The organism is Spectribacter hydrogenoxidans (assembly GCF_031846275.1).
In the GTDB taxonomy this organism is placed as follows: domain Bacteria; phylum Pseudomonadota; class Gammaproteobacteria; order Nevskiales; family Salinisphaeraceae; genus Spectribacter; species Spectribacter hydrogenoxidans.
In genome coordinates this window covers 65,884-84,148 of sequence record NZ_JAVRIB010000006.1, presented here as the reverse complement: position 1 = coordinate 84,148, position 18,265 = coordinate 65,884, and the positions used below count along the sequence as shown (strand labels likewise).

General features: G+C 68.8%; 20 protein-coding genes and 2 pseudogenes. 13 read left to right on the top strand and 9 right to left on the bottom strand.

Translation table 11 applies throughout. The features are described 5' to 3' along the window. Positions 1-18 precede the first annotated feature (18 nt). Positions 19-2,028 carry a DUF1631 family protein gene (locus tag RM532_RS07205; protein WP_311652549.1) on the top strand — a complete coding sequence of 670 codons (2,010 nt, stop codon included), beginning with the start codon at positions 19-21 and terminating at the stop codon, positions 2,026-2,028. Here the strand turns inward: RM532_RS07205 and dusB are convergent. After that, positions 2,025-3,014, bottom strand: a complete 990-nt coding sequence (gene dusB / locus RM532_RS07200) for a tRNA dihydrouridine synthase DusB (RefSeq protein ID WP_311652548.1) — start codon at positions 3,012-3,014, stop codon at positions 2,025-2,027. The two genes, RM532_RS07205 and dusB, sit on opposite strands and share 4 nt — an antisense overlap. 72 nt (positions 3,015-3,086) lie before the next feature. On the opposite strand from dusB, the gene RM532_RS07195 reads away from it, so the two are divergent. Together RM532_RS07195 and RM532_RS07190 are read left to right on the top strand one after the other, a co-directional pair. After that, entirely contained in the window at positions 3,087-3,587 is a 501-nt protein-coding gene (locus RM532_RS07195) for a BON domain-containing protein (RefSeq protein ID WP_311652547.1), read from the top strand. A gap of 51 nt (positions 3,588-3,638) precedes the next feature. Then, a complete protein-coding gene (locus RM532_RS07190; RefSeq protein ID WP_311652546.1) occupies positions 3,639-3,971 on the top strand; it encodes a hypothetical protein in 333 nt (110 codons plus the stop codon). A 37-nt stretch (positions 3,972-4,008) separates the two neighbouring features. Here RM532_RS07190 and RM532_RS07185 read toward each other — a convergent pair whose 3' ends face one another. The 3 genes from RM532_RS07185 to dinB form a co-directional block, all read right to left on the bottom strand. Continuing rightward, a complete protein-coding gene (locus RM532_RS07185) occupies positions 4,009-5,307 on the bottom strand; it encodes an NADH:flavin oxidoreductase/NADH oxidase family protein (protein WP_311652545.1) in 1,299 nt (432 codons plus the stop codon). A 63-nt stretch (positions 5,308-5,370) separates the two neighbouring features. Further along, positions 5,371-6,702 (bottom strand): sigma 54-interacting transcriptional regulator, encoded by a 1,332-nt coding sequence (locus RM532_RS07180; RefSeq protein WP_311652544.1) that lies wholly within the window; start codon positions 6,700-6,702, stop codon positions 5,371-5,373. A gap of 126 nt (positions 6,703-6,828) precedes the next feature. Next, the gene (dinB, locus tag RM532_RS07175; RefSeq protein WP_311652543.1) at positions 6,829-7,983 is read right to left on the bottom strand and encodes a DNA polymerase IV; all 1,155 of its coding nucleotides are present in this window, start codon (positions 7,981-7,983) and stop codon (positions 6,829-6,831) included. Between the two features lie 40 nt (positions 7,984-8,023). On the opposite strand from dinB, the gene RM532_RS07170 reads away from it, so the two are divergent. After that, positions 8,024-9,049 (top strand): DUF3080 family protein, encoded by a 1,026-nt coding sequence (locus tag RM532_RS07170; RefSeq protein WP_311652542.1) that lies wholly within the window; start codon positions 8,024-8,026, stop codon positions 9,047-9,049. Between the two features lie 58 nt (positions 9,050-9,107). Beyond that, positions 9,108-10,118 (top strand): ParM/StbA family protein, encoded by a 1,011-nt coding sequence (locus tag RM532_RS07165; protein ID WP_311652541.1) that lies wholly within the window; start codon positions 9,108-9,110, stop codon positions 10,116-10,118. Here the strand turns inward: RM532_RS07165 and RM532_RS07160 are convergent. Continuing rightward, the gene (locus RM532_RS07160) at positions 10,100-10,468 is read right to left on the bottom strand and encodes a hypothetical protein (protein WP_311652540.1); all 369 of its coding nucleotides are present in this window, start codon (positions 10,466-10,468) and stop codon (positions 10,100-10,102) included. The genes RM532_RS07165 and RM532_RS07160 overlap by 19 nt on opposite strands. A gap of 173 nt (positions 10,469-10,641) precedes the next feature. Between RM532_RS07160 and RM532_RS07155 the strand changes: the two genes are divergently transcribed. The 7 genes from RM532_RS07155 to sppA are packed head-to-tail and all read left to right on the top strand — an operon-like array spanning position 10,642 to position 15,889. After that, a complete protein-coding gene (locus RM532_RS07155) occupies positions 10,642-11,064 on the top strand; it encodes a glycine zipper domain-containing protein (RefSeq protein ID WP_311652539.1) in 423 nt (140 codons plus the stop codon). A gap of 10 nt (positions 11,065-11,074) precedes the next feature. Beyond that, the gene (locus RM532_RS07150; RefSeq protein WP_311652538.1) at positions 11,075-11,425 is read left to right on the top strand and encodes a hypothetical protein; all 351 of its coding nucleotides are present in this window, start codon (positions 11,075-11,077) and stop codon (positions 11,423-11,425) included. After that, on the top strand, positions 11,425-12,105 hold the full coding sequence (locus RM532_RS07145) for a response regulator transcription factor (protein ID WP_311652537.1): 681 nt from the start codon (positions 11,425-11,427) through the stop codon (positions 12,103-12,105). Before RM532_RS07150 ends, RM532_RS07145 begins: the two co-directional genes overlap by 1 nt. 22 nt (positions 12,106-12,127) lie before the next feature. Next, positions 12,128-13,468 carry an ATP-binding protein gene (locus RM532_RS07140; RefSeq protein ID WP_311652536.1) on the top strand — a complete coding sequence of 447 codons (1,341 nt, stop codon included), beginning with the start codon at positions 12,128-12,130 and terminating at the stop codon, positions 13,466-13,468. Between the two features lie 57 nt (positions 13,469-13,525). Beyond that, the gene (locus RM532_RS07135) at positions 13,526-14,404 is read left to right on the top strand and encodes an alpha/beta fold hydrolase (RefSeq protein ID WP_311652535.1); all 879 of its coding nucleotides are present in this window, start codon (positions 13,526-13,528) and stop codon (positions 14,402-14,404) included. After that, positions 14,391-14,894: a hypothetical protein gene (locus RM532_RS07130; RefSeq protein WP_311652534.1), complete on the top strand. Its 504-nt coding sequence runs from the start codon at positions 14,391-14,393 to the stop codon at positions 14,892-14,894. Before RM532_RS07135 ends, RM532_RS07130 begins: the two co-directional genes overlap by 14 nt. Beyond that, entirely contained in the window at positions 14,894-15,889 is a 996-nt protein-coding gene (gene sppA, locus RM532_RS07125; RefSeq protein WP_311652532.1) for a signal peptide peptidase SppA, read from the top strand. Before RM532_RS07130 ends, sppA begins: the two co-directional genes overlap by 1 nt. A 25-nt stretch (positions 15,890-15,914) precedes the next feature. On the opposite strand, the gene lipA is transcribed toward sppA, so the two are convergent. After that, entirely contained in the window at positions 15,915-16,913 is a 999-nt protein-coding gene (lipA, locus tag RM532_RS07120) for a lipoyl synthase (RefSeq protein WP_311652531.1), read from the bottom strand. Positions 16,914-16,944: 31 nt separating this feature from the next. Next, positions 16,945-17,208, bottom strand: a complete 264-nt coding sequence (locus tag RM532_RS07115) for a DUF3253 domain-containing protein (protein ID WP_311652530.1) — start codon at positions 17,206-17,208, stop codon at positions 16,945-16,947. Between the two features lie 15 nt (positions 17,209-17,223). On the opposite strand from RM532_RS07115, the gene RM532_RS07110 reads away from it, so the two are divergent. Further along, on the top strand, positions 17,224-17,424 hold the full coding sequence (locus RM532_RS07110) for a DUF2905 domain-containing protein (protein ID WP_311652529.1): 201 nt from the start codon (positions 17,224-17,226) through the stop codon (positions 17,422-17,424). Here RM532_RS07110 and folK read toward each other — a convergent pair. Both folK and folB read right to left on the bottom strand, forming a co-directional pair. Further along, a pseudogene (gene folK, locus RM532_RS16025) lies at positions 17,381-17,875 on the bottom strand (2-amino-4-hydroxy-6-hydroxymethyldihydropteridine diphosphokinase); the annotation flags it as partial. The gene RM532_RS07110 and the pseudogene folK overlap by 44 nt on opposite strands. Positions 17,876-17,911: 36 nt before the next feature. Next, positions 17,912-18,262, bottom strand: a pseudogene (gene folB, locus RM532_RS16020) (dihydroneopterin aldolase); the annotation flags it as partial. Between the last annotated feature and the right edge of the window lie 3 nt (positions 18,263-18,265).

The window sequence follows — 18,265 nt, the reverse complement described above, 5'->3', positions numbered from 1 at the left end:
GCCTGACACCGCTCCGCGATGACACACGACCCTACCCCCGACGCTGCCCATCGCACCACTGGTCGCGCCGCGGCCGCCGCCTTTCGCGACGCCGCGCTGGACGAGTTCTCCGGACTCGTCGACAACCTGTTCGTCCACGCGGAGGAAACCGTCTTCGACCTCGCGGACGCACGAGGCAGCCCGGCCCCGCCGGCGGCCCGCTTGCGGGCACTGCGACGAGCGCAGGCCACGGTGACCCGCGCGTTCATCGAAGAGATCACCGACCGGCTACGTTACGGACCGCCGCCGGACATTCCGAACCTGCCTGCAGCACCGGCGTTTGAGTCGCTGATCGCCGTGTCCGGCATGGCCACGCGCGCGGAAGCCGCGCATCGTGAGGCGGTCCAGGCGCTGGAAGCCCGGCTGGCCTGGCTGGCGGCCCGACAGACCGGCGTCGCTGAACACGGGGCCAGCCCGCTGGCGCTCTGCCAGGCTTTCGCCCAGGCGGTGGACACGGCCGGGCTCGACGAACCCGCGCAGGCCCTGCTCGACGACCTGTTCGAGCACACGTTGCAGGCCTGTCTGGCGACTTGCTACGAACGGCTGCTCGCCGTCCTTGAGCGCCACCAGGTGCCGGCCACCCCGCGTCGGACCGGGCATGACGAACACCGATCCACACTGACCGCTCCTACCAACAGCCGGCGGGCCCGGCGTGATCAGACGCGCAACGCGGTGTCACCGGAACAGCATTTCGGTGCCGGCGAGGTTATGGCCGTTCTGGAAGCCATGACGAGTTCACCCGTTGAGCCGGACATCCCCATTGTCGACTATCTGCTGGCCAGGCTGCGCCGTGACCAGACCGACGCTGCGCCCCGCGGGCTGCAGCCGGATCTGCGGCAACACCTGCGCCTAGCCGATGCGATCTGGCGGGATGCACTGGACGACAGTCCGATCGACGCAGCGATCCGCCCGTTTATCGCCCGCCTGCGGCCGCTGCTGCTGCAGACCGCCCTGCTCGACCCGGCCGGTATCCGGGTGGGCGACCACGCCGCGCGCCGCTTGCTGCAGACAATCGCGGACCCGATCGGCGGCACCGACCATTGGCGGGATCCGCTTGAACGCCTGATTGACAGTTTCGCCGATGATCCCGACCGGCTGGAACCGCTGGTGGACGAGGTTGCAGCGGCCGTAACCGCGCATCAACCCACTGACTGGCGCGAGCGTCTGCCACCGGCCCACCGGCTGATCCGGCTCGAATTCCGGCAGCAGACCCTCGATCGGGTGCCGCCGGCACCGGCCCAGCGTTTCCTGCTCGGCGCCTGGGGACCACGCATGGCGGTGGCCTGGCTGCAGGAAGGTCTCGGCGGCCCGGCCTGGCGCCGGGCCGCGGCGCAGCTGGACCAGCTGCTCGACCTGCTGCAGCCGGCGGATTCACCCGAACGGGCCGACCACCGCCGACCGGACCAGCAGCAACTGCTGTCCGACCTGCACGGCGCCCTGCGGCGCATCCGGTTCAGTCCGGCCCGGCTCATCAATCTGCTGGACGGATTGGAGCAGGCCTTCGAACAGGCCAATCAGGCACCCCCTGCCCCGGCCGGCCGGCCCATGAACAGCTGGGAACCCCACAATACGGTCTTCGACGACAGCGGTGCCCATGCCGGCGCGGACCAGCACTTCGAGCGGATCGTGGCAACGGCCATGGCCGCCCCCGACGCCAAGCCGGTTGCCGCAAGCCCCCCCGAGGCCCTGTTCGACGCAGTGGAACGGCTGTGTCGGCACGGTACCTGGTTCCGCTTCGAAACCGGCCCATCCGGGGCCGGACGCTGGATGAAGTTCGCCGCCCTGGACCGCGTCACGCAGCTCGCCCACTTCACCAACCGGCGCGGCGATTTCGTGCAATCGTATCCTCTGGCCGACCTAGCCGCTGACCTCAAGACCGGGCGGGCACGCGCCATTGCCGATGCCGGCAATATGGAAGCACGCATCACCGAACTGCTGGGATTGCAGCCTTCGGCGCCGGCCGCGCGGAATGAATCAGAGGGTCCTTAAGCGATTCTCGCGAGATCGCTGTCGACCCGAAGCGACCCGCACACCCGCAGCAGACGCAACTGCCGCGCCGCGGATTCGGCCTGCATCAGGTCACGGTACAGCGGCCCCGGCGGCGGACAGGCCTCCCAGTGCCAGGCGATGTGCTTGCGGGCAATCCGCAGACCGCGGTATTCGCCGTAGAAATCATGCAGCTGCTCGACCAGCCATTCCAGCCAGCCCTGACACTCGACCGGAGTGGGCGCGGGGCGGTGACTGCCGGTGGCTAGAAAATGGGCGATGTCACCGAATAGCCAAGGCCGGCGGCAGGCGGCCCGTCCGATCATTACCCCGTCCGCGCCGGTCAACGCCAGTACCCGGGCCGCAGCTTCCGGCGAGTCGACATCGCCGTTGGCCCACACCGGCAGCCACACCGCCGACTTGATCGCGCGGATGGTGTCGTACTCGGCCCGTCCATTGTAGAACTGATCCCGGGTGCGGCCATGCACGGCCAGCGCGACGATTCCGCTGTCCTGCGCGATGCGGGCGATCTCGACACCGTTGCGCGCTCGGGCGCTGACGCCGGTGCGTATCTTAAGGGTCACCGGCACCGACACCGCCGTCACCGTGGCGGCAAGAATCCGGCCCACCAGCGACTCGTTGGCCAGCAGCGCCGATCCGGCGGCCCTGCGGCAGACCTTCTTGGCCGGGCAGCCCATGTTGATGTCGATGATATCGGCGCCCATATCCACGTTGTAGCGCGCGGCATCGGCCATCTGGTCCGGATCGCTGCCGGCAATCTGCACGATGCGCGGCGCCGGTTCGCCGGCGTGGTCCAGACGCTGGCGCGACTTTGCCGTGTCCCGGGTACGCGGATTGGCTGCCACCATCTCCGATACCGTCATGCCCGCGCCGAGACTGCGACAGAGCTGACGGAACGGCCGATCGGTGACGCCTGCCATCGGAGCGGCCGCAAGACGGTTGGCAATGGCATAGGGACCGATCTGCATGAGCGGATTCTACTGCGACCGGCAGATCGGCAGCATCGTGTAAGCTTTCTCGCCATGAAATCGACTCATCCAATGCGCTACCGCAGCCTGCCGGCCATCGCCCTCGCCACAGCCGTGGTGTTGTGCCTGAACGGCTGCAGTGAAACGCCGCAACAGCGTTACCAGCGCGCCACCGAGGCGCTGACCGAGGCCCGCGACGCCCGCCAGGGCGCCGCGGAAACCGTCACCGAGCGCCGGCGCGCCCTGGCCCGGGCCGAAAGCGAGCTGGAGGCCGCCCGTGACAAACTCGAGTCGGCGGAAGCGCGGGTGCAGGAAGCCGAGGCCGCGGTGCAGGATTCGGTCGACGACGACGTGCTGTTCCGCGCGATACAGCGCGCACTGCTCGATGCCGACCGGTTCGACGGGGCCGCCATCGCGGTTGGGGTTGGCGACGGCGTGGTCACCCTGAACGGCTCGGTACCGGACGCTGCCACCGGCGAGGCGGCGGTGGCCACGGCCGCGGACTTTCCCGGCGTGGCGGACGTGCGGGATCAACTGGTGGTCGACAAGGCCGCCCCGGCGGGCGCACCCTGAACCGGTCACCCGGCCGGTCGCGGCCGGGGTCATCTCGGGGAGGGGATAACCATGCTAACGATTTCACTCATCGTGCTGGCCGGCGCCGCCGCCGGCGGGTTGTTTCTGGGACTGTCCAAACAGGTGCCCGGGTTCATGCGTCTGGGTCACGGCGCCTTCGCCGGGGTCGGCCTCGCGCTGCTGCTGATCGCCGCCCTGGGCGACGGCCGCAGCCTGGTCTGGGCCGCCTTCGGCCTGATTGCGGCGGGCTTTGCCGGCGGCGCGGTGCTGTTCGGCGCGGTGTTTCGTGACCGCAAACCGCCCGGCTTCATGATCGCCGGCCACGGCGCGCTCAACGGCCTGGGCGTGCTGGTGCTGGCCTGGGCCGTGCTCTACCCCGGCTGACCGGGCGGGCCGACGCCCACCCGGCCGCCGGGTGATGTCAGGCCTTTTCCTTGAGAAAGCCGCGGATGCGGAACGCGGTCTTGTATTCGTTGAAGAGATGGCCGAACAGGCCGCGCAGCGCGCCCATGCGGTAATCCGCCTCGCGCCCGTTGCCGATGCGCAGCAGTTGCATGTAGAACCAGCCCATCTGGCCGAAGACGTTCATGAACTTCAGCGTCACGCTGCGGCTGGCCGGGCCCAGGAAACCGCCGCCGATGTTGAGCTTGAGCTCCTGCTTTTCGGCCTCGTCAACCGTGCCTTCGAACAGACGCTTGACGAAGTGCGGGTCGGTCACCAGCGGCCGGCCGATGCCGAGGACGTCGGCGTCACCCGAGGCCAGCGCGGCTTCCATCACTTGGCGTGAGCGAAAGCCCCCGGTCACCATGATCGGCATGGTGGCCACCTCGCGCACCTTCTTCGCATATTCCATGAAGTAGGCTTCGCGCTCGCGGGTGCTGGCCTTGGCGTCCGGGTCGGCAGTGTCCTCGTCGCCCTGATAGCCCACCATGCCTGGCTGCTCGTAGCTGCCGCCGGAGACTTCCAGCAGATCGATGCCGGCGTCGTTGAGCCACTTCACCACCTTGAGACATTCCTCGAAGGTGTAGCCGCCCTTCTGGAAGTCGGCAGAGTTGAGCTTTACTGAAATAGGAAACTCGGATCCCACCGCCGCGCGGGTGGCAGCCACCGTCTCCAGCAGGAAGCGGGCGCGGTTTTCCAGCGAGCCGCCCCAGTCGTCGGTGCGCTGGTTGACCAGCGGTGAAAGAAACTCGCTGATCAGGTAGCCGTGGGCCCCGTGGACCTGCACGCCGGTGAAACCGGCTTCCTTGGCGGTGCGCGCGGCGACGGCGAAACGCTCGATCAGTTCGCGGATTTCCGCGTCGGTCAGCGGCTCGGGCTTGCCGTAGCTGCCCAGCAGCTTGAGTTGCACGTCCGACGGCGCCTTGGGATGGCGGTTGATGTACATCGGCGTCTGCCGGCCGGCGTGGGAAATCTGCATCCACAGGTGGTTGCCGTTGCCGGTACCGGCCTTGGCCCACCGGGCCAGGTCCTCGCGGCTCTCATCCGAATCAATGGCAACGTTGCCGGCGCGTTCCAGACAGTGGCGATCCACCTGCACATTACCGGTGATCAGCACACCGGCCCCACCCTCCGACCAGAGCCGGTAGAGCCGTTCATGGCGTTCGGTCGCGCGCAGCCGGTTGTCAGCCAGGCCTTCGGTCATAGCCGCCTTGCATATGCGGTTGGGCAGAGTGGCGCCGCAAGGCAGGTCCAGCGGCTGCTGAAGGGGATCGCTCATGATGGTGTTGGTCCTCGGCAAAACAAGCGGACATGTTAGCGCACCGCGCTGCCGATCGGACGATCAACCCGGTGCGGCGTCCCCCAATCCGCTGTCACCGGCCCGGGTGTAGATTGCATGGCTGGCGTGCTCGGCCGGCTCCCAGAGGTCCATGGCCCGGGATACCTGCTCACGTTCGATCAGGGGCATGCGCAGGCTGGCGGCGGATACGAACGCGGTTTCGGCCACGCGCATCAGGGCGCGGGTGTTGCCGCGCCAGGGACAGTCGCGGATCAGGGCCCAGGCATCGTCGCTCAGGCCGGCCGGCGGCTGCCAGCTGGTGGCCTTCGACGCCATTCCGGCCAGGGTGGCGGCCAGCACCGCGATCAGGTCCTCCTGGCGCACCGACAGGTCGGCCAGATGCAGGATCACCGCCCCCAGCCGCGCGTGCTCGTCCAGGTTGACCTGGCTGATCAGCGTCTCCCACGTCCGGTTGGAGGCAAACACCACCGCACAGCGCAGCGGCTGCTTGGCCGATGCCCCGTAGGGCAGGTACTGACCGGAATCCAGCGCTTCCATCAGCACTTCCATGACGCTGCCGGACACCCCGTGCGATTCATCCAGGAAGCACACGCCCTCGCGCGAGTGGGCGAATGCCCCGGTGCGCGATCCCGCGCCGGGGAACGCCCCGGCGACGTGGCCGCATAGCAGGGATTTCATCGCCGCCTTGTCGTCGGTGGATTCCGAGGTGAGATTGACAGTAACGAAGTTGCCCTGCGCCCGGGCCAGATAGAAGTAGTAGGCCAGCGAGGTCTTGCCCGACCCCGGACCACCCAGCAGGTAAACCCGCTCGATGCCGTTGGCCGCCAGTTCCGCCAGCTGGGCCAGCAGGCCGCGCAGCTGCGGACTCAGGCAGTAGAAATACTTGTAGTCGGCGGTTTCAACCTCGGTGGATACGGGCATCGCCACCACGTTGGGGCCAATAACGGGGGCCAGCCGATCGCCCAGCGCCGCGGCAATCGCCAGCGGATCGGCATCAACCACCAGGCGCAGACCGTCGACGCCGTCCGTCGGGGCGTTGCGCGTCAACCAGGCACCGAAGGCCGTGAGCTGCCCCGGTGCCAGGCCGACGACCAGCACCGGCCAGCCGTCGTTCCGGCCGGCGCGGGCGGCCTTGACACGCAGCGCCAGTTGATCCAATTCATCGGGATCGGGGAACAGCGCCACCACCGCCCGAACGCCGCGCAGCGCCTTGTCGGTGACCTGGCCCACGCTCAGCGGCACGACCTCGCCGCCGGCGGCATCGGCCAGCGCCCGGGTGAGAGTCTCGTCGCCGGTCTGGGCCGGCGGCGCCACCAGCAGCACCGCGTTTTCGGAACCGGCGGGGCCGGCGCTTTTCCTGCGATTGCCAAACATGACCACTCCCCTGACGGTTTGATGGTCGAAACAGTCGACCATTCCGGTATCGAGCAATCTACGCAACCGCGCGCCCGCGCGCAGCCCGCAGCCAGCCGGATCACCCAGTCAAGTCATCGGCAGGCCTCAGTCGTCGAACAGCCCCGCCTGTCCGCCGGTGGGCGCCAGCGCCACCAGATCGCCCACGGTAATGCCCAACAGCCGGGCCGGTCGGGTGCCGGCCTCGGTACGCTGCAGCAGCGAGGCGGCCACCGAACGCAGCCACTCGGCCCGGTGATCCGGCACCGGCAGCGTGGTGCTGCGGGTCACGGTATCGAAATTGGCGTAGCGCAGCTTCAGGGTCACTCGCCGACCGCCGACACGGCCGTCCGCCAGACGCCGGGCCACCTTGGCGGCCAGTTCGTCCAGTACCGCGTCGAGTGCCTCCGGATCGCGCAGGTCCCGATCAAACGTGGTTTCCGCCCCCACCGACTTGCGCGGCCGGTCGGGCCGCACGGGCCGGGTGTCCTCGCCCCGGGCCAGTTCGCCCAGCCGGGTGCCGGCACGACCCAGTGCCGCTGCCAGGCCGGCGGCGGGATATGAGGCCAGGTCACGGCAGGTGGTCAGTCCCAGATCCGCCAGCCGCCGTGCAGTGGCGGGCCCCACCCCCGGCAGGCGTGCGACCGGCAGATCAGTGAGCAGCGCGGCCGCCTGGCCCGGCGCGATGACGGTCAGCCCATCCGGCTTTTCCATCGCGCTGGCCAGCTTGGCCAGCATCTTGTTGGTGGAAACCCCGGCGCTGGCGGTCAGGCCGGTGGTGTCGCGAATGCGCTGCTTGAGCAGCCGCGCGATGCGGGTGGCGGAGCCCGCGCAGACGTCCGACCCGGTCACGTCCAGATAGGCCTCATCCAGCGACAGCGGCTCCACCAGCGGGGTGATGTCCCGGAATAGGGCCTGGATCTGGCGCGATACCGCGCGATAGACATCGAACCGGGGCCGCACCACCACCGCTTCGGGACAGAGCCGCAGCGCGCGGGCGCAGGGCATGGCCGAATGAATGCCGAAGGCGCGCGCCTCGTAACTGGCCGCGGCCACCACACCGCGCCCTTCGGGCCGCCCGCCCACGATTACCGGTCGACCGGCCAGACGCGGATCATCCCGCTGTTCCACCGAGGCGTAGAAGGCATCCATGTCTACATGCAGGATCTTGCGCACCGGCTCGGCCCCGGCCGGCGGGCGTACACTGGCAGACCCGCCGGCGCCCGGGGCCGGGGCCGGCTCGACGCCGTTTCGTGTATTCATGCTGATCGCATCCGCCCTGCCGACAGCCCTCGGAGCCCGATTGTACCGGTGGCCCGCGCTGATCCCGGTCGCCCTGCTGATGGCCGCCTGCGGGCCGGCCGATCCCCTGGAAGACTACGCCAGCCGGGTGGCCCGGGTTCTCGACCAGCCGGTGGAACCCGCCACGCCCGCGCCACCCCGCTATCCCCGGGCACGCGACCGCCAGCTGCCGGTGCCCCCGGAGCGCACCGGCTGGATCGGCTATTTCCAGCTCAAGCGCTGCGGGCTGTTGCACCTTATCGGCCAGCGCAACAGCATCCTCGGGCGGGTGGCACCACCGGCCCGGCGCCTCGACTACGAACGAAAGCTGCTCGCCGGCCTGCGCGCCTGCCGGCCGTCGACGCCCGCAGGCGCGCAGGACGACGACCCGGCATTCGCCGCGCGGCTGGCGGAACTCGTCGCCAGCAAACAGGCGCAGCTGCCGAAGGTGATCTGGAACGCCACCCTGGGCTCGGACGCGATGGCTGATGCCTTCAGCCTGGCGGCCGGCCGGCTACCGATGGATACCGACGTGATGCCGGGCGAATCGCTGGGCGCCTTGGCAACACTGACCCGGGCCGCGCGCGGGCCACAGCCGCCGACGGTGACGGAACCGGCCTACCGGGTGCTGGAAACCCGCCACTACGGCGGGCGCCTGCTGCAGTCGGTGACGGCAGTCACCGCCACGCTGGACGCCGTGACCGGGGCGATCGAACAGCGGCTGGCCCGGCGACCACTCTGTTTCCGGGGCCGTGCCAATCGCCAGGCCCGCATCGCCGAGACGGTGCTGCGCGAGTTCTACATTGCCGCCCTGCAACCCCACATGGCCGCGCTGTCCGACGCCGGCCGGTTATGGCACGAGGCCCTGGCCGAGCTGTTCGACGCCCAATCCGTGACCATGCCGGCGGCAATCACCCGCTACCGCAATCAGGCCCTGGGCGAGTCCAGCCGCGTGTGGCGGGACTACCGGCGCGCCTCGCGGGAACACGGCGAAGCCTGGACGGAACTGCTCGACAGCTGCGGCCTGGCGCCGGCGCGCGGCTTTTGACCGCCGCAAACCCCCGTGCTAAAAGGTGTTTCCGCACTCAACCCGCAGCTCGTGACGCGTGAAAATCATCGGCCTGGACATCGGTTTCGGCTTCACCAAAGTGACCGACGGCCACCGGCGTGAACTGTTCAAGTCGGTGATCGGCGAGGCCACGGACATCCAATTCCGGGCCCCGATCGGCAACAGCGGCCGGGACGAGGAGCATCTGCACCTGACCGTGGACGACGAAGCCTTCTTCGCCGGCGACCTGGCCGAGCGCCAGTCGAGCGTGCGCAGCTTCACCCTGGATCAGGACCAGCTGATTGCCGGCTATGCCAAACGGCTGGCATTGGCGGGGCTGAGCCGGATGGTCGGCGACAACGACCCGGTGCACGTGGTCACAGGCCTGCCGGTGCGCTACTTCCGGCGCCATCGCGAGGCCATCAGCAACCTGCTGACCGGTGCGCACAAGCTGACCCTTCACGACGTCGCCGGCAAGGCACAGGAGATCACGCTACGGGTGGACAAGGTGCGCGTGGTGCCGCAGCCATTCGGGGCCTTCTTCGGCGCCATGCTCAACGACATCGGGCGGGTGGCCGAGCCCCGTTTCGCCCGGGACAAGATCGGTATCATCGACATCGGCTTCCGCACCGCCGATTACAGCATCGCCGACCACACCCGTTATTCGGAACGCGGCAGCGGCACCTCGGATGCCGGCATCGCCCGCGCCTTCGAGCCCATCGCCGCCGCCCTGCAGGAGCGCAGCGGAGTGTCGGTGGAGCTTTACCGGCTCTACGAGGCGGTGCAGTCGGGCAGCATCAAGATACGAGGCAACAGCTACGACCTGGCGCGCATCACCGAGCGCGCCTTCGGCCAGCTGGCCGCGGCAATCGCCGGGGAAGTCAATCGCCTGTGGGCGGACGATTGGGACGTCGACGCCGTACTCCTGGCTGGTGGTGGCGGATCGGTGCTGGCTCCCTATCTGCAGCCGCTGCTGGAGCACGAGGTCCTGCCACTACCCGAGCAGGACCCCCGCTTCGCCAACGTCAACGGTTACTGGAAGTACGGCGTTCACCTCTGGAAACGATAGACCCGGGTGCCCGGCGCGAACCGGCAGTCACCCCGCTTGCACAACCGATGGTCGCGCCCGTACCAGTGATGCCGGTCGTACCGGTCGCCGCGGAAGCCCGGGGCCTGCCAGTGGCGCTGCTGATAGACGGTATTGGGCCCCAGAATGATCACCGACCGGTGACGGCTGCGCGACTCGTAATGGCGCGGCAGCACCAGCCCCAGACTGCCGTGCTTGCCGCGGTATTGGAACGACGGTGCCTGCGGCGCCAGCCGGTGGCCGTGCCAGCCGGCACCACCCGCCAGGGCCGGCGGCATCGCGGCGAATACCAGCAAACCACCGACGATGGCTGCGGCAAGGGATCGGGACATGGCAAACTCCGGTGAAGGATTCGAACCTCGCGTATAGCGAGATGGTCATGAACCGGCGCTGAACACCCGCCGCTTCGGCATTCAGACTCGGTTCAGGGGGGACGGGCTAGGCTGCAGCCACGATTCGCGGACAACCGTGGATCCGCTACAGTCCAAAAGCCAAGGAGACCGTCATGCGAGTACTGATTTCCAGCCTGATGACCGGCGCCATCCTCGCCACCGGCACCGCCTTTGCCGGGGAGCGCCAGCTCGACCCGATTTTCGCCGCAACCCCGGTTGACGGCCAGCCGGCGCAGAGCTGCTTCAACGGCGCCGACAACCGCAATGCCGTGGTCCGCGGTGCCACCAGCACCACCGGCCAGACCATCATCGGCGGCCTGCTGGGTGCGGCCCTGGGCGACCAGTTCGGCAGCGGCGGCGGCAACGATCTGGCCACCGGCGTGGGTGCCGCCCTGGGTGCCGCCAGCGGTGCCTGGAATGCCCAGCGCATGCGGGAGCAGCGCGTTCGTGAGTGCCAGCAGTACCAGGGTTACGCCAACGGCCAGCAGGGCGTGAACCAGGGCAGCCGCTACGACACCCGTCGGGTGGGCTACTGATCCCGTCACCATGCAGCGATTTCCCCACAAATCCGCCCTCAACGGGCCCCGATGGCTGGCGGCGGCCGTCCTGATGACGGCTGCCGCCACCGTTTCGGCCGGGCCCGCGGGTCTGTCCCCGTCCGCTGCGCTCGACGCGGTGCTGCCGGGTGTGGCCAGCGAACAGCTGGCACAGTCCAACCTGATTCCCCGCCTGGGCAATGATCGCAACCGCGACCGACCCGACAAGACCCCGGCCGAGGCCGCCCGCGAGGCGCGCGAGCGCTATGGCGGCAAGGTGCTGGCAGTCAGCCGCGATGGCAACGGCTACCGGGTGAAACTGATCAAGCAGGGCAACGTCCGCGTTGTCCGCATCGACTGATGCGCGCGCTGGTCATCGAGGACGATGTCGATCTGCAGGGCCAGATCCGTGACCAGCTGCGGGCCGAAGGCTTTGCCGTCGACGCCACCGGCGACGGCGAGGAGGGCCTGTTCTTCGCCGAGGAATACAGCATCGATGTGGCCATCATCGACCTCGGCCTGCCGGGCAAGAACGGCATGGAGATCATCCGCGAGGCCCGCGCGGCGGGGCGGGATTTCCCCATCCTCATCCTCACCGCCCGCACCCGCTGGCAGGACAAGGTGGAGGGCCTGGAGGCCGGCGCCGACGACTACGTGGTCAAGCCGTTCCAGCCGGAGGAACTGATGGCCCGCGTGCAGGCGCTGGTACGGCGCTCGCGCGGCTGGTCCAAGCCGGTGCTGGAGGTCGGCGACATTTCGCTGGACACCGCCGGCCAGGAAGTGCGCGTGGCCGGCGCCCCGGTCAGCCTTACCGCCTACGAATTCCGCGTGCTGCAGCAGCTGATGCTGCGGGCCGGCGACGTGGTGTCGAAAACCGAGCTCTACGAACACATCTACGAGGAAGACGACGAGCGCGACAGCAACGTCATCGAGGTGTTCATCCGGCGGCTGCGCACCAAGCTCGACCCGAACGGCGACCGCCAGCCGATCGAGACGCTGCGCGGCCGCGGATACCGTCTGCTGCGACCGGAGACCTCCTGATTCATTCCGCGCGACCTGCTCGATGAATTCCCTGGCCGCGCGCCTGCTGGTGGCGGCCGGGCTGGTGCTGTTGGCCTTCGTGGCCCTGACCGGCCTGGCGCTGGAGCGCGCCGTCTACCAGCGGGCCCTGCAGGCCGAGCGGGACAAGCTTCAGGGCCTGACCTATGCGCTGCTGGGCAGCGCGGAAATCGGCGATGACGGCAGCTTCCGCCTGCCGGAACGCTCGCTGCCCGACTCCGACCTCGCCCGCCCCGGCGGCGGCCTCTACGCCCTGGTGACCGACGGTGACGGCGCGGTAATCTGGCAATCACCCTCCATCATCGACTTCATCGCACCGCCGCCCGCGCCGGGCGTCGGCCAGTGGCGCTTCGTGCCGCCGCAGGACGATGACAACCGCTGGATCAAGCTGGCTTTCGGCATCCGCTGGGTGGCCGGCGAGGACCAGGACTACCGCTTCACGCTGATCGTGGCCGAAAGCGCGGATCCGCTGACGGCCCAGCTGGAGCGGTTCCGCGGCGTGCTGTGGCTATGGCTGAGCGGCGCCGCGGGGCTGTTGCTGGCGGTGCAGCTGGCGATCCTGCGCTGGGGCCTGGCTCCGGTCCGCCGGCTGTCGCGCAGCCTGCGGGACATCGAGGCCGGCCGGCGCGAGCGCATCGAGGGTCAGCATCCCAAGGAACTGCGCTCGCTGGTGCGCAGCCTCAACGCGCTGCTGGCCAGCGAGAAGGCGCGACTGGAGCGTTACCGCAACGCCTTGGCCGATCTGGCCCATGCCCTGAAGACCCCGGTCGCCGTGCTGCGGGGCATGACCAACGAACCCGCCCTGCCCGACGAGCAGCGTCGGCACCTGCAGGGCCAGCTGGCACGGATCAACGAGATCGTCGACTACCAGGTGCAGCGAGCCGCGGCAGCGGGCACCCGCACGCTGGCACCGCCGGTATCGCTGGCACCGATCGTCGAGCGGCTGGCCGGGGCCCTGCGCAAGGTCTATGCGGAATCCGGCAATCACTTCGAGGTACAACTGAATCCGCGGCTGACCGTCGCCGCCGACGAGGGCGATCTCACCGAGGTGATCGGCAACGTCATGGATAACGCCGCCAAGTACGGCCGGCACCGGGTTCAGGTCAGCGGCAAACGGGAGGGCGATGCCACGGTGATCTTCATCGACGATGACGGCAACGGCTTCCCCGAGGAAGAGCCGGATGCGCTGCTGCAGCGTGGCGTGCGCGCCGACGCGCGCCGTGAGGGCCAGGGCATCGGCCTGGCGGTGGCAGCGGAAATCGTGAAGGCCTACGGTGGCGACCTCCATCTGACCCGTGCCCCGACGCTGGGCGGCGGCCGCGTGCGACTGCGGCTGCCGGGATGACTTGCGCCGCGCGGCGGCTTGCAGGCAATCTCTCATGCCCGCGCGCCACTGTCACGAATGACCGACTCACTCCGTCACATCGACGTCCACGGCCATCGCATCGCGATCGCCAGCCACAACGCGGATGCCGACAGCCCACCACTGGTGGTAATCCACGGGGTGAGCCTGTCGCTGAATGTCTGGCCCCATGCGCTGCACCACACGCTGCGGCATCGTCGCTGGTACGCCGTGGGTCTGCCGGCCCATTTTCCCAGCCAGCCGCCGCCGGGATTCAACGACCAGCCCATGCCCCCCAGCCTGTTCGGCCACGGTCTGCTGGAAGCAATCCGCGCGGTAATCGGCGAGGAATCCTTCACCGTAATGGGTCACTCCACCGGCGGCTATTCGGCCCTGGCAATCGCCGCCGAAGCCCCGGATCAGGTGCGCGCCGTGTGCGCCATCTCGCCCTTCGCCCAGGGCCGCTGGCGCGGCATCATCGGTTTGCTGCAGTTCCTGGCGCGCATTCCGGGCATCGGCCCCGGGCTTGGCGCGGCGGGTCTGTGGCTGCTGGCCCGGCATGCAATGATCGCCCGGGTGGTCACGCTGTTCGCCACCACCCGGCCACGCGCCTACTGGGCCTGGCCACCGGCCGCCGACATCGCCCGGGTTATGGTCGCGGACCTGCGACGGGGCTCGGTTCGCGCCCTGGCGCATTTCTTCGACGAAATCCACGATCACGACATCCGCTCGGCGCTGGGTGCGATCACGGCCCCCACCCTGCTGATCCACGGCACCGCCGACCCCATCGTGCCGTTCGATCAGAGTCTGCTCATTCAGCGTTTCGTGCCCCATGCCGAGCTGCTGCGTCTGAACGGCATCGGTCACATGCCCTTCGGCGAGGCCGGCGACGACTACGCCCAACCCCTGGAGGAATGGTTCGACCGTGTCGATGCCTGAAGAAACCCACCTGGACCCGGAACAACTGGGGCGGGATGCCCTGGACCCGGACACCTACCACCTGGTGGTAGGACCGGCCCTGCAGGTCTGTGCTGCGCTGGCCGCCAAGCGCGGCGATCCCACCCTGCACGCCGACATGCCGGCGATGCTGGCACTGGTCGATCTGGTTACCGAGTTGGGACGCCACTGGGCGGCGGATCATCACGCCACCGACAACGACCGGCTCGACCAGGCCGCCGTGGCTGCCTGCGTGATGGTGCTCAGGGAAGCCGGCCTTGAGGAAGCCGCCATCGGCCAGTGCCTGGCGGCGCTGGAAGCCGCCTACGCCCAGCTGGCCGAGCACGACGTGACCGAACCTGCCGGCCCGTTCATCGGCACCGCCTGGCGGGCACTGTCGGTGGATGATCGCGACACCGCCATCGAGCAGCTGGAACAGGCCGCCCGCCGCATCGTGGCCGCGATCGAAGCCTGGCAGAACCAGGTCCACTGATGCGCCGACTGATTGCCCTGCTGGTCAGCCTGCCTCTGCTGGGCGGCTGCGTAGTGGTGCTGACCCCGCTCGACTGGTTCGGCGACAAACCCGAACTGGTCGAGCACGTGGTCCGCGGCGAGGGCGATGCCAAGATCCTGCTGGTGTCGGTGGACGGGTTCATTAGCGACCAGCCCACCCAGCGAGCCTTCGGGTTGATCCAGGAGGCCTCGACGCTGGACCGGGTGGCCGCCGAGCTCAAGCGGGCCGCCGACGATCCGGCGGTGCGCGGAGTGGTGTTGCGTATCAACAGCCCCGGCGGCGGGGTAACCGCCAGCGACGAGATCTTCCACCGTCTGCGGCAGTTCGCGGCGGAACAGGACGTGCCCGTGGTAGCGGCGCTAGGCAGCGTGGCCGCCTCCGGCGGCTACTACGTGGCGCTGGCCGCCGACGAGATCCTGGCTCACCCGACCACCGTCACCGGCTCCATCGGGGTAATCCTGGTGGGGCTGAACATCGACGGGCTGATGGATAAGATCGGGGTCACCGACGAAACCTTCACCTCCGGCCCGCACAAGGACCTGCTGTCGCCGCTGCGCGGCGTCACCGACGAGGAACGCGACATCGTCCAGGGGGTGCTGGACAGCCTGTTCGAGCGGTTCGTGACCGTGGTCGATACCCGTCGCGGCGACCAGCTGAACGAGGACCGGCGCGCCGCCATCACCGACGGGCGCATCTTCAGCGCGCTGCAGGCCGAATCTCTGGGCCTGGTCGACGGCATCGGCCGGCTCGACGACGCCATCGACCGGGTACGGGAGAAGGCCGGCCTGGACAGCGCTAGGGTGATCCGCTACACCCGCGAGGGCGGCCGGGCCGACACCGTGTACTCCCGCAGTGGCGGCCTGCCCACGGCCGGTGGCGCGCCCGCCCAAGTCAACATCCTGCCACTGGACCTGAGCCTGTCCGCGGCGAGTTCGGCGCAGTTCCTGTACCTGTGGCGGCCGGGTCGGGAATAGCCGGGACGACGGCCCGTTCCGCGTTTCAACCGGCGTCGGCCAGCCCACAATTGTTCTTGTCGAATACCCGGTCCGCCCGGTAGGAGGACCGCACCAGCGGGCCAGACACCACCTCCAGAAAGCCCCGCGCCAGACCCCACTGCCGATACTTGTCGAAATCGGCAGGGGGCACGTAACGCTCCACCGGCAGGTGATTGACCGTGGGCCGCAGATACTGGCCGAAGGTGACGATATCCACGCCGATGTCGGCGCAGTCATCCAGGGTCGCCGCGATTTCGTCCTCGGTTTCCCCCAGGCCCAGCATCAGGCTGGTCTTGGTAAGCACGCCGGGGCGATGCGCCTTGGCGTGGGCGAGCACGTCCAGGGTCTGACGGTAGCCGGCGCGGGCGTCGCGCACCGGATGGGTGAGCCGCTCGACCGTCTCCAGATTCTGGGCGAACACGTCCAGCCCGGAATCCACCACGGTTTCGACGTCCACCTCGCGACCACAGAAGTCCGGGGTGAGAGCCTCGACGCCGGTTTCAGGATTGGCAGCCTTGCAGGCCCGCACACAGGCCGCGTAGTGGCCCGCGCCGCCATCCGGGAGATCGTCGCGATCCACCGAGGTAAGCACCACGTACTTGAGCCCCATCAGGCGCACCGAATCGGCGCAGGCCTCGGGTTCGTCCGGATCCAGCCAGCCGCGAGGATTGCCGGTATCCACCGCGCAGAACCGGCAGGCCCGGGTGCAGGTATCCCCCATCAGCATCAGGGTGGCGGTGCCGTGGCTCCAGCACTCCCCGATGTTGGGGCACATGGACTCCTCGCAGACCGTGGCCAGCCGATGCTCGCGCACGTTCTTCTTCACCGCCTGATAATCGGGACCGCTGGGCAGTCTGGCCCGCAGCCAGTCAGGCTTGCGGCCGACCGGCGGGCGGTCGGCGCCGCGCCGGACCTTCTGGCCGTTCTTGATCGCGGTGAAACCCTGCGGCTTGGCAACCTTGCTGCCGGAGACGATGGGAATGCCCTTGAACTGTTCGCTCATGGTCCTGCGTTGATCGAAACTTGCGCCCAGTTTAGCAGCCGCGCCGGCGCAGCCGGATGGGGCCGCGCAGCGGCGCTTCGGGGTCCAGGGTCAGCCCGCCCCGGCAGATGTCGATCTCGCCCCGGCATGCCAGCGTCACAGCCGCCGCCCGTACCGCGGACATCGCGGACCGCCAGTCGTCCGCGGCCACCCGACGCGCGACCTCCGAGGGACAGCAGGTCCTGTCCGGCCCGCGTGATCCGGTCAGCCGGCGGATCGCGGCGATAATGGGGTCAGCATCCTCGAGCCGGCTCATGGCACGCTGGTCATCATGCAGAAGGTGATACTCGTTACCGGCCTGTTGATTATGATTGCCGGGCTTTTGTGGCCGTGGCTGTCGCGGTTGCCGCTGGGGCGGCTGCCCGGCGACCTCGTGTTCGGCAGCGGCAACACGCGCATTCATATCCCGCTGACCACCATGCTGCTGGTCAGCGTGCTGGTGTCCCTGCTGCTCTGGCTATGGCGTCGTTGAGGCTCGCATCGGCGGTGGTCAACGGCTGCTCGCGATCGTCGAAATCACGCCATAGCTCGTCGTAGCGGCGGCCATCCACGGGATGGCGCGCGGCCGGCGCCAGATCGGCCAGGGGCTTGAGGGTAAAGGCATAGCGCAGAATGTCATCGCGCGGTAGCCGTAGCGCTTCATCCACCCGGTCGCCCACCAGCAGGAGGTCCAGATCCATGGTCCGGGAGCGGGACCGGTCCCCCCGGGTGCGGCCACAGGCGTCCTCGATCTCGCGCAGGGCCGCGGCCGTGGCCGCCGCGTCCGATCCCGTGTCAAATGCCACCACAAGATTGACGAACGCCGGGCCGTCGAAACCCACCGCCGGGCAGGTGTAGGCCGGCGACACGGTCAGTGGACCGAAGCGGGCGCGCATCAGCTGCAGAGCCTGCGGGATGTAATGTGCCGGCTCGATATTGCTGCCCACGCCGACAAAGGTACGGCCCGCCACGGTCTGGTCCGCCCGCGGCCTGATGATCTCTACCCCGACCCCGCGGGCCCCTCGCAGTGCGAAGGCCTTGTTCAGTCGCAGTCGCACCTGCCGGACCGGATACTCATCGAGAATCAACCCCGCCACCCGTTCGGCCAGGGTTTCCACCAGCTCGAATTCCGCCGCCTCCACGAAGGCAATCACCCGCTTGGCCACCGCCTTGTAGTTGAGCGTGCGGTCCACGTCGTCGGTGGCCGCGGCGGCGGTGATGTCGAAGGCCATATCGAGATCGAAGCGGACCGTCTGGCGAATGCGGCGTTCCCAGTCGTACAGCCCAATGACGGTATCGATGCGCAGATCTTCGATGTAGATCGTGTCCAAGCC

What these genes read in the sequence shown, in the direction of transcription:
- RM532_RS07205 (WP_311652549.1), top strand. Translation starts at nt 19, where the DNA reads ATGACACACGACCCTACCCCCGACGCTGCCCATCGCACCACTGGTCGC.
- dusB (WP_311652548.1), bottom strand. Translation starts at nt 3,014, where the DNA reads ATGCAGATCGGTCCCTATGCCATTGCCAACCGTCTTGCGGCCGCTCCG.
- RM532_RS07195 (WP_311652547.1), top strand. Translation starts at nt 3,087, where the DNA reads ATGCGCTACCGCAGCCTGCCGGCCATCGCCCTCGCCACAGCCGTGGTG.
- RM532_RS07190 (WP_311652546.1), top strand. Translation starts at nt 3,639, where the DNA reads ATGCTAACGATTTCACTCATCGTGCTGGCCGGCGCCGCCGCCGGCGGG.
- RM532_RS07185 (WP_311652545.1), bottom strand. Translation starts at nt 5,307, where the DNA reads ATGAGCGATCCCCTTCAGCAGCCGCTGGACCTGCCTTGCGGCGCCACT.
- RM532_RS07180 (WP_311652544.1), bottom strand. Translation starts at nt 6,702, where the DNA reads ATGTTTGGCAATCGCAGGAAAAGCGCCGGCCCCGCCGGTTCCGAAAAC.
- dinB (WP_311652543.1), bottom strand. Translation starts at nt 7,983, where the DNA reads ATGAATACACGAAACGGCGTCGAGCCGGCCCCGGCCCCGGGCGCCGGC.
- RM532_RS07160 (WP_311652540.1), bottom strand. Translation starts at nt 10,468, where the DNA reads ATGTCCCGATCCCTTGCCGCAGCCATCGTCGGTGGTTTGCTGGTATTC.
- RM532_RS07155 (WP_311652539.1), top strand. Translation starts at nt 10,642, where the DNA reads ATGCGAGTACTGATTTCCAGCCTGATGACCGGCGCCATCCTCGCCACC.
- RM532_RS07150 (WP_311652538.1), top strand. Translation starts at nt 11,075, where the DNA reads ATGCAGCGATTTCCCCACAAATCCGCCCTCAACGGGCCCCGATGGCTG.
- RM532_RS07145 (WP_311652537.1), top strand. Translation starts at nt 11,425, where the DNA reads ATGCGCGCGCTGGTCATCGAGGACGATGTCGATCTGCAGGGCCAGATC.
- RM532_RS07140 (WP_311652536.1), top strand. Translation starts at nt 12,128, where the DNA reads ATGAATTCCCTGGCCGCGCGCCTGCTGGTGGCGGCCGGGCTGGTGCTG.
- RM532_RS07135 (WP_311652535.1), top strand. Translation starts at nt 13,526, where the DNA reads ATGACCGACTCACTCCGTCACATCGACGTCCACGGCCATCGCATCGCG.
- sppA (WP_311652532.1), top strand. Translation starts at nt 14,894, where the DNA reads ATGCGCCGACTGATTGCCCTGCTGGTCAGCCTGCCTCTGCTGGGCGGC.
- lipA (WP_311652531.1), bottom strand. Translation starts at nt 16,913, where the DNA reads ATGAGCGAACAGTTCAAGGGCATTCCCATCGTCTCCGGCAGCAAGGTT.
- RM532_RS07115 (WP_311652530.1), bottom strand. Translation starts at nt 17,208, where the DNA reads ATGAGCCGGCTCGAGGATGCTGACCCCATTATCGCCGCGATCCGCCGG.
- RM532_RS07110 (WP_311652529.1), top strand. Translation starts at nt 17,224, where the DNA reads ATGCAGAAGGTGATACTCGTTACCGGCCTGTTGATTATGATTGCCGGG.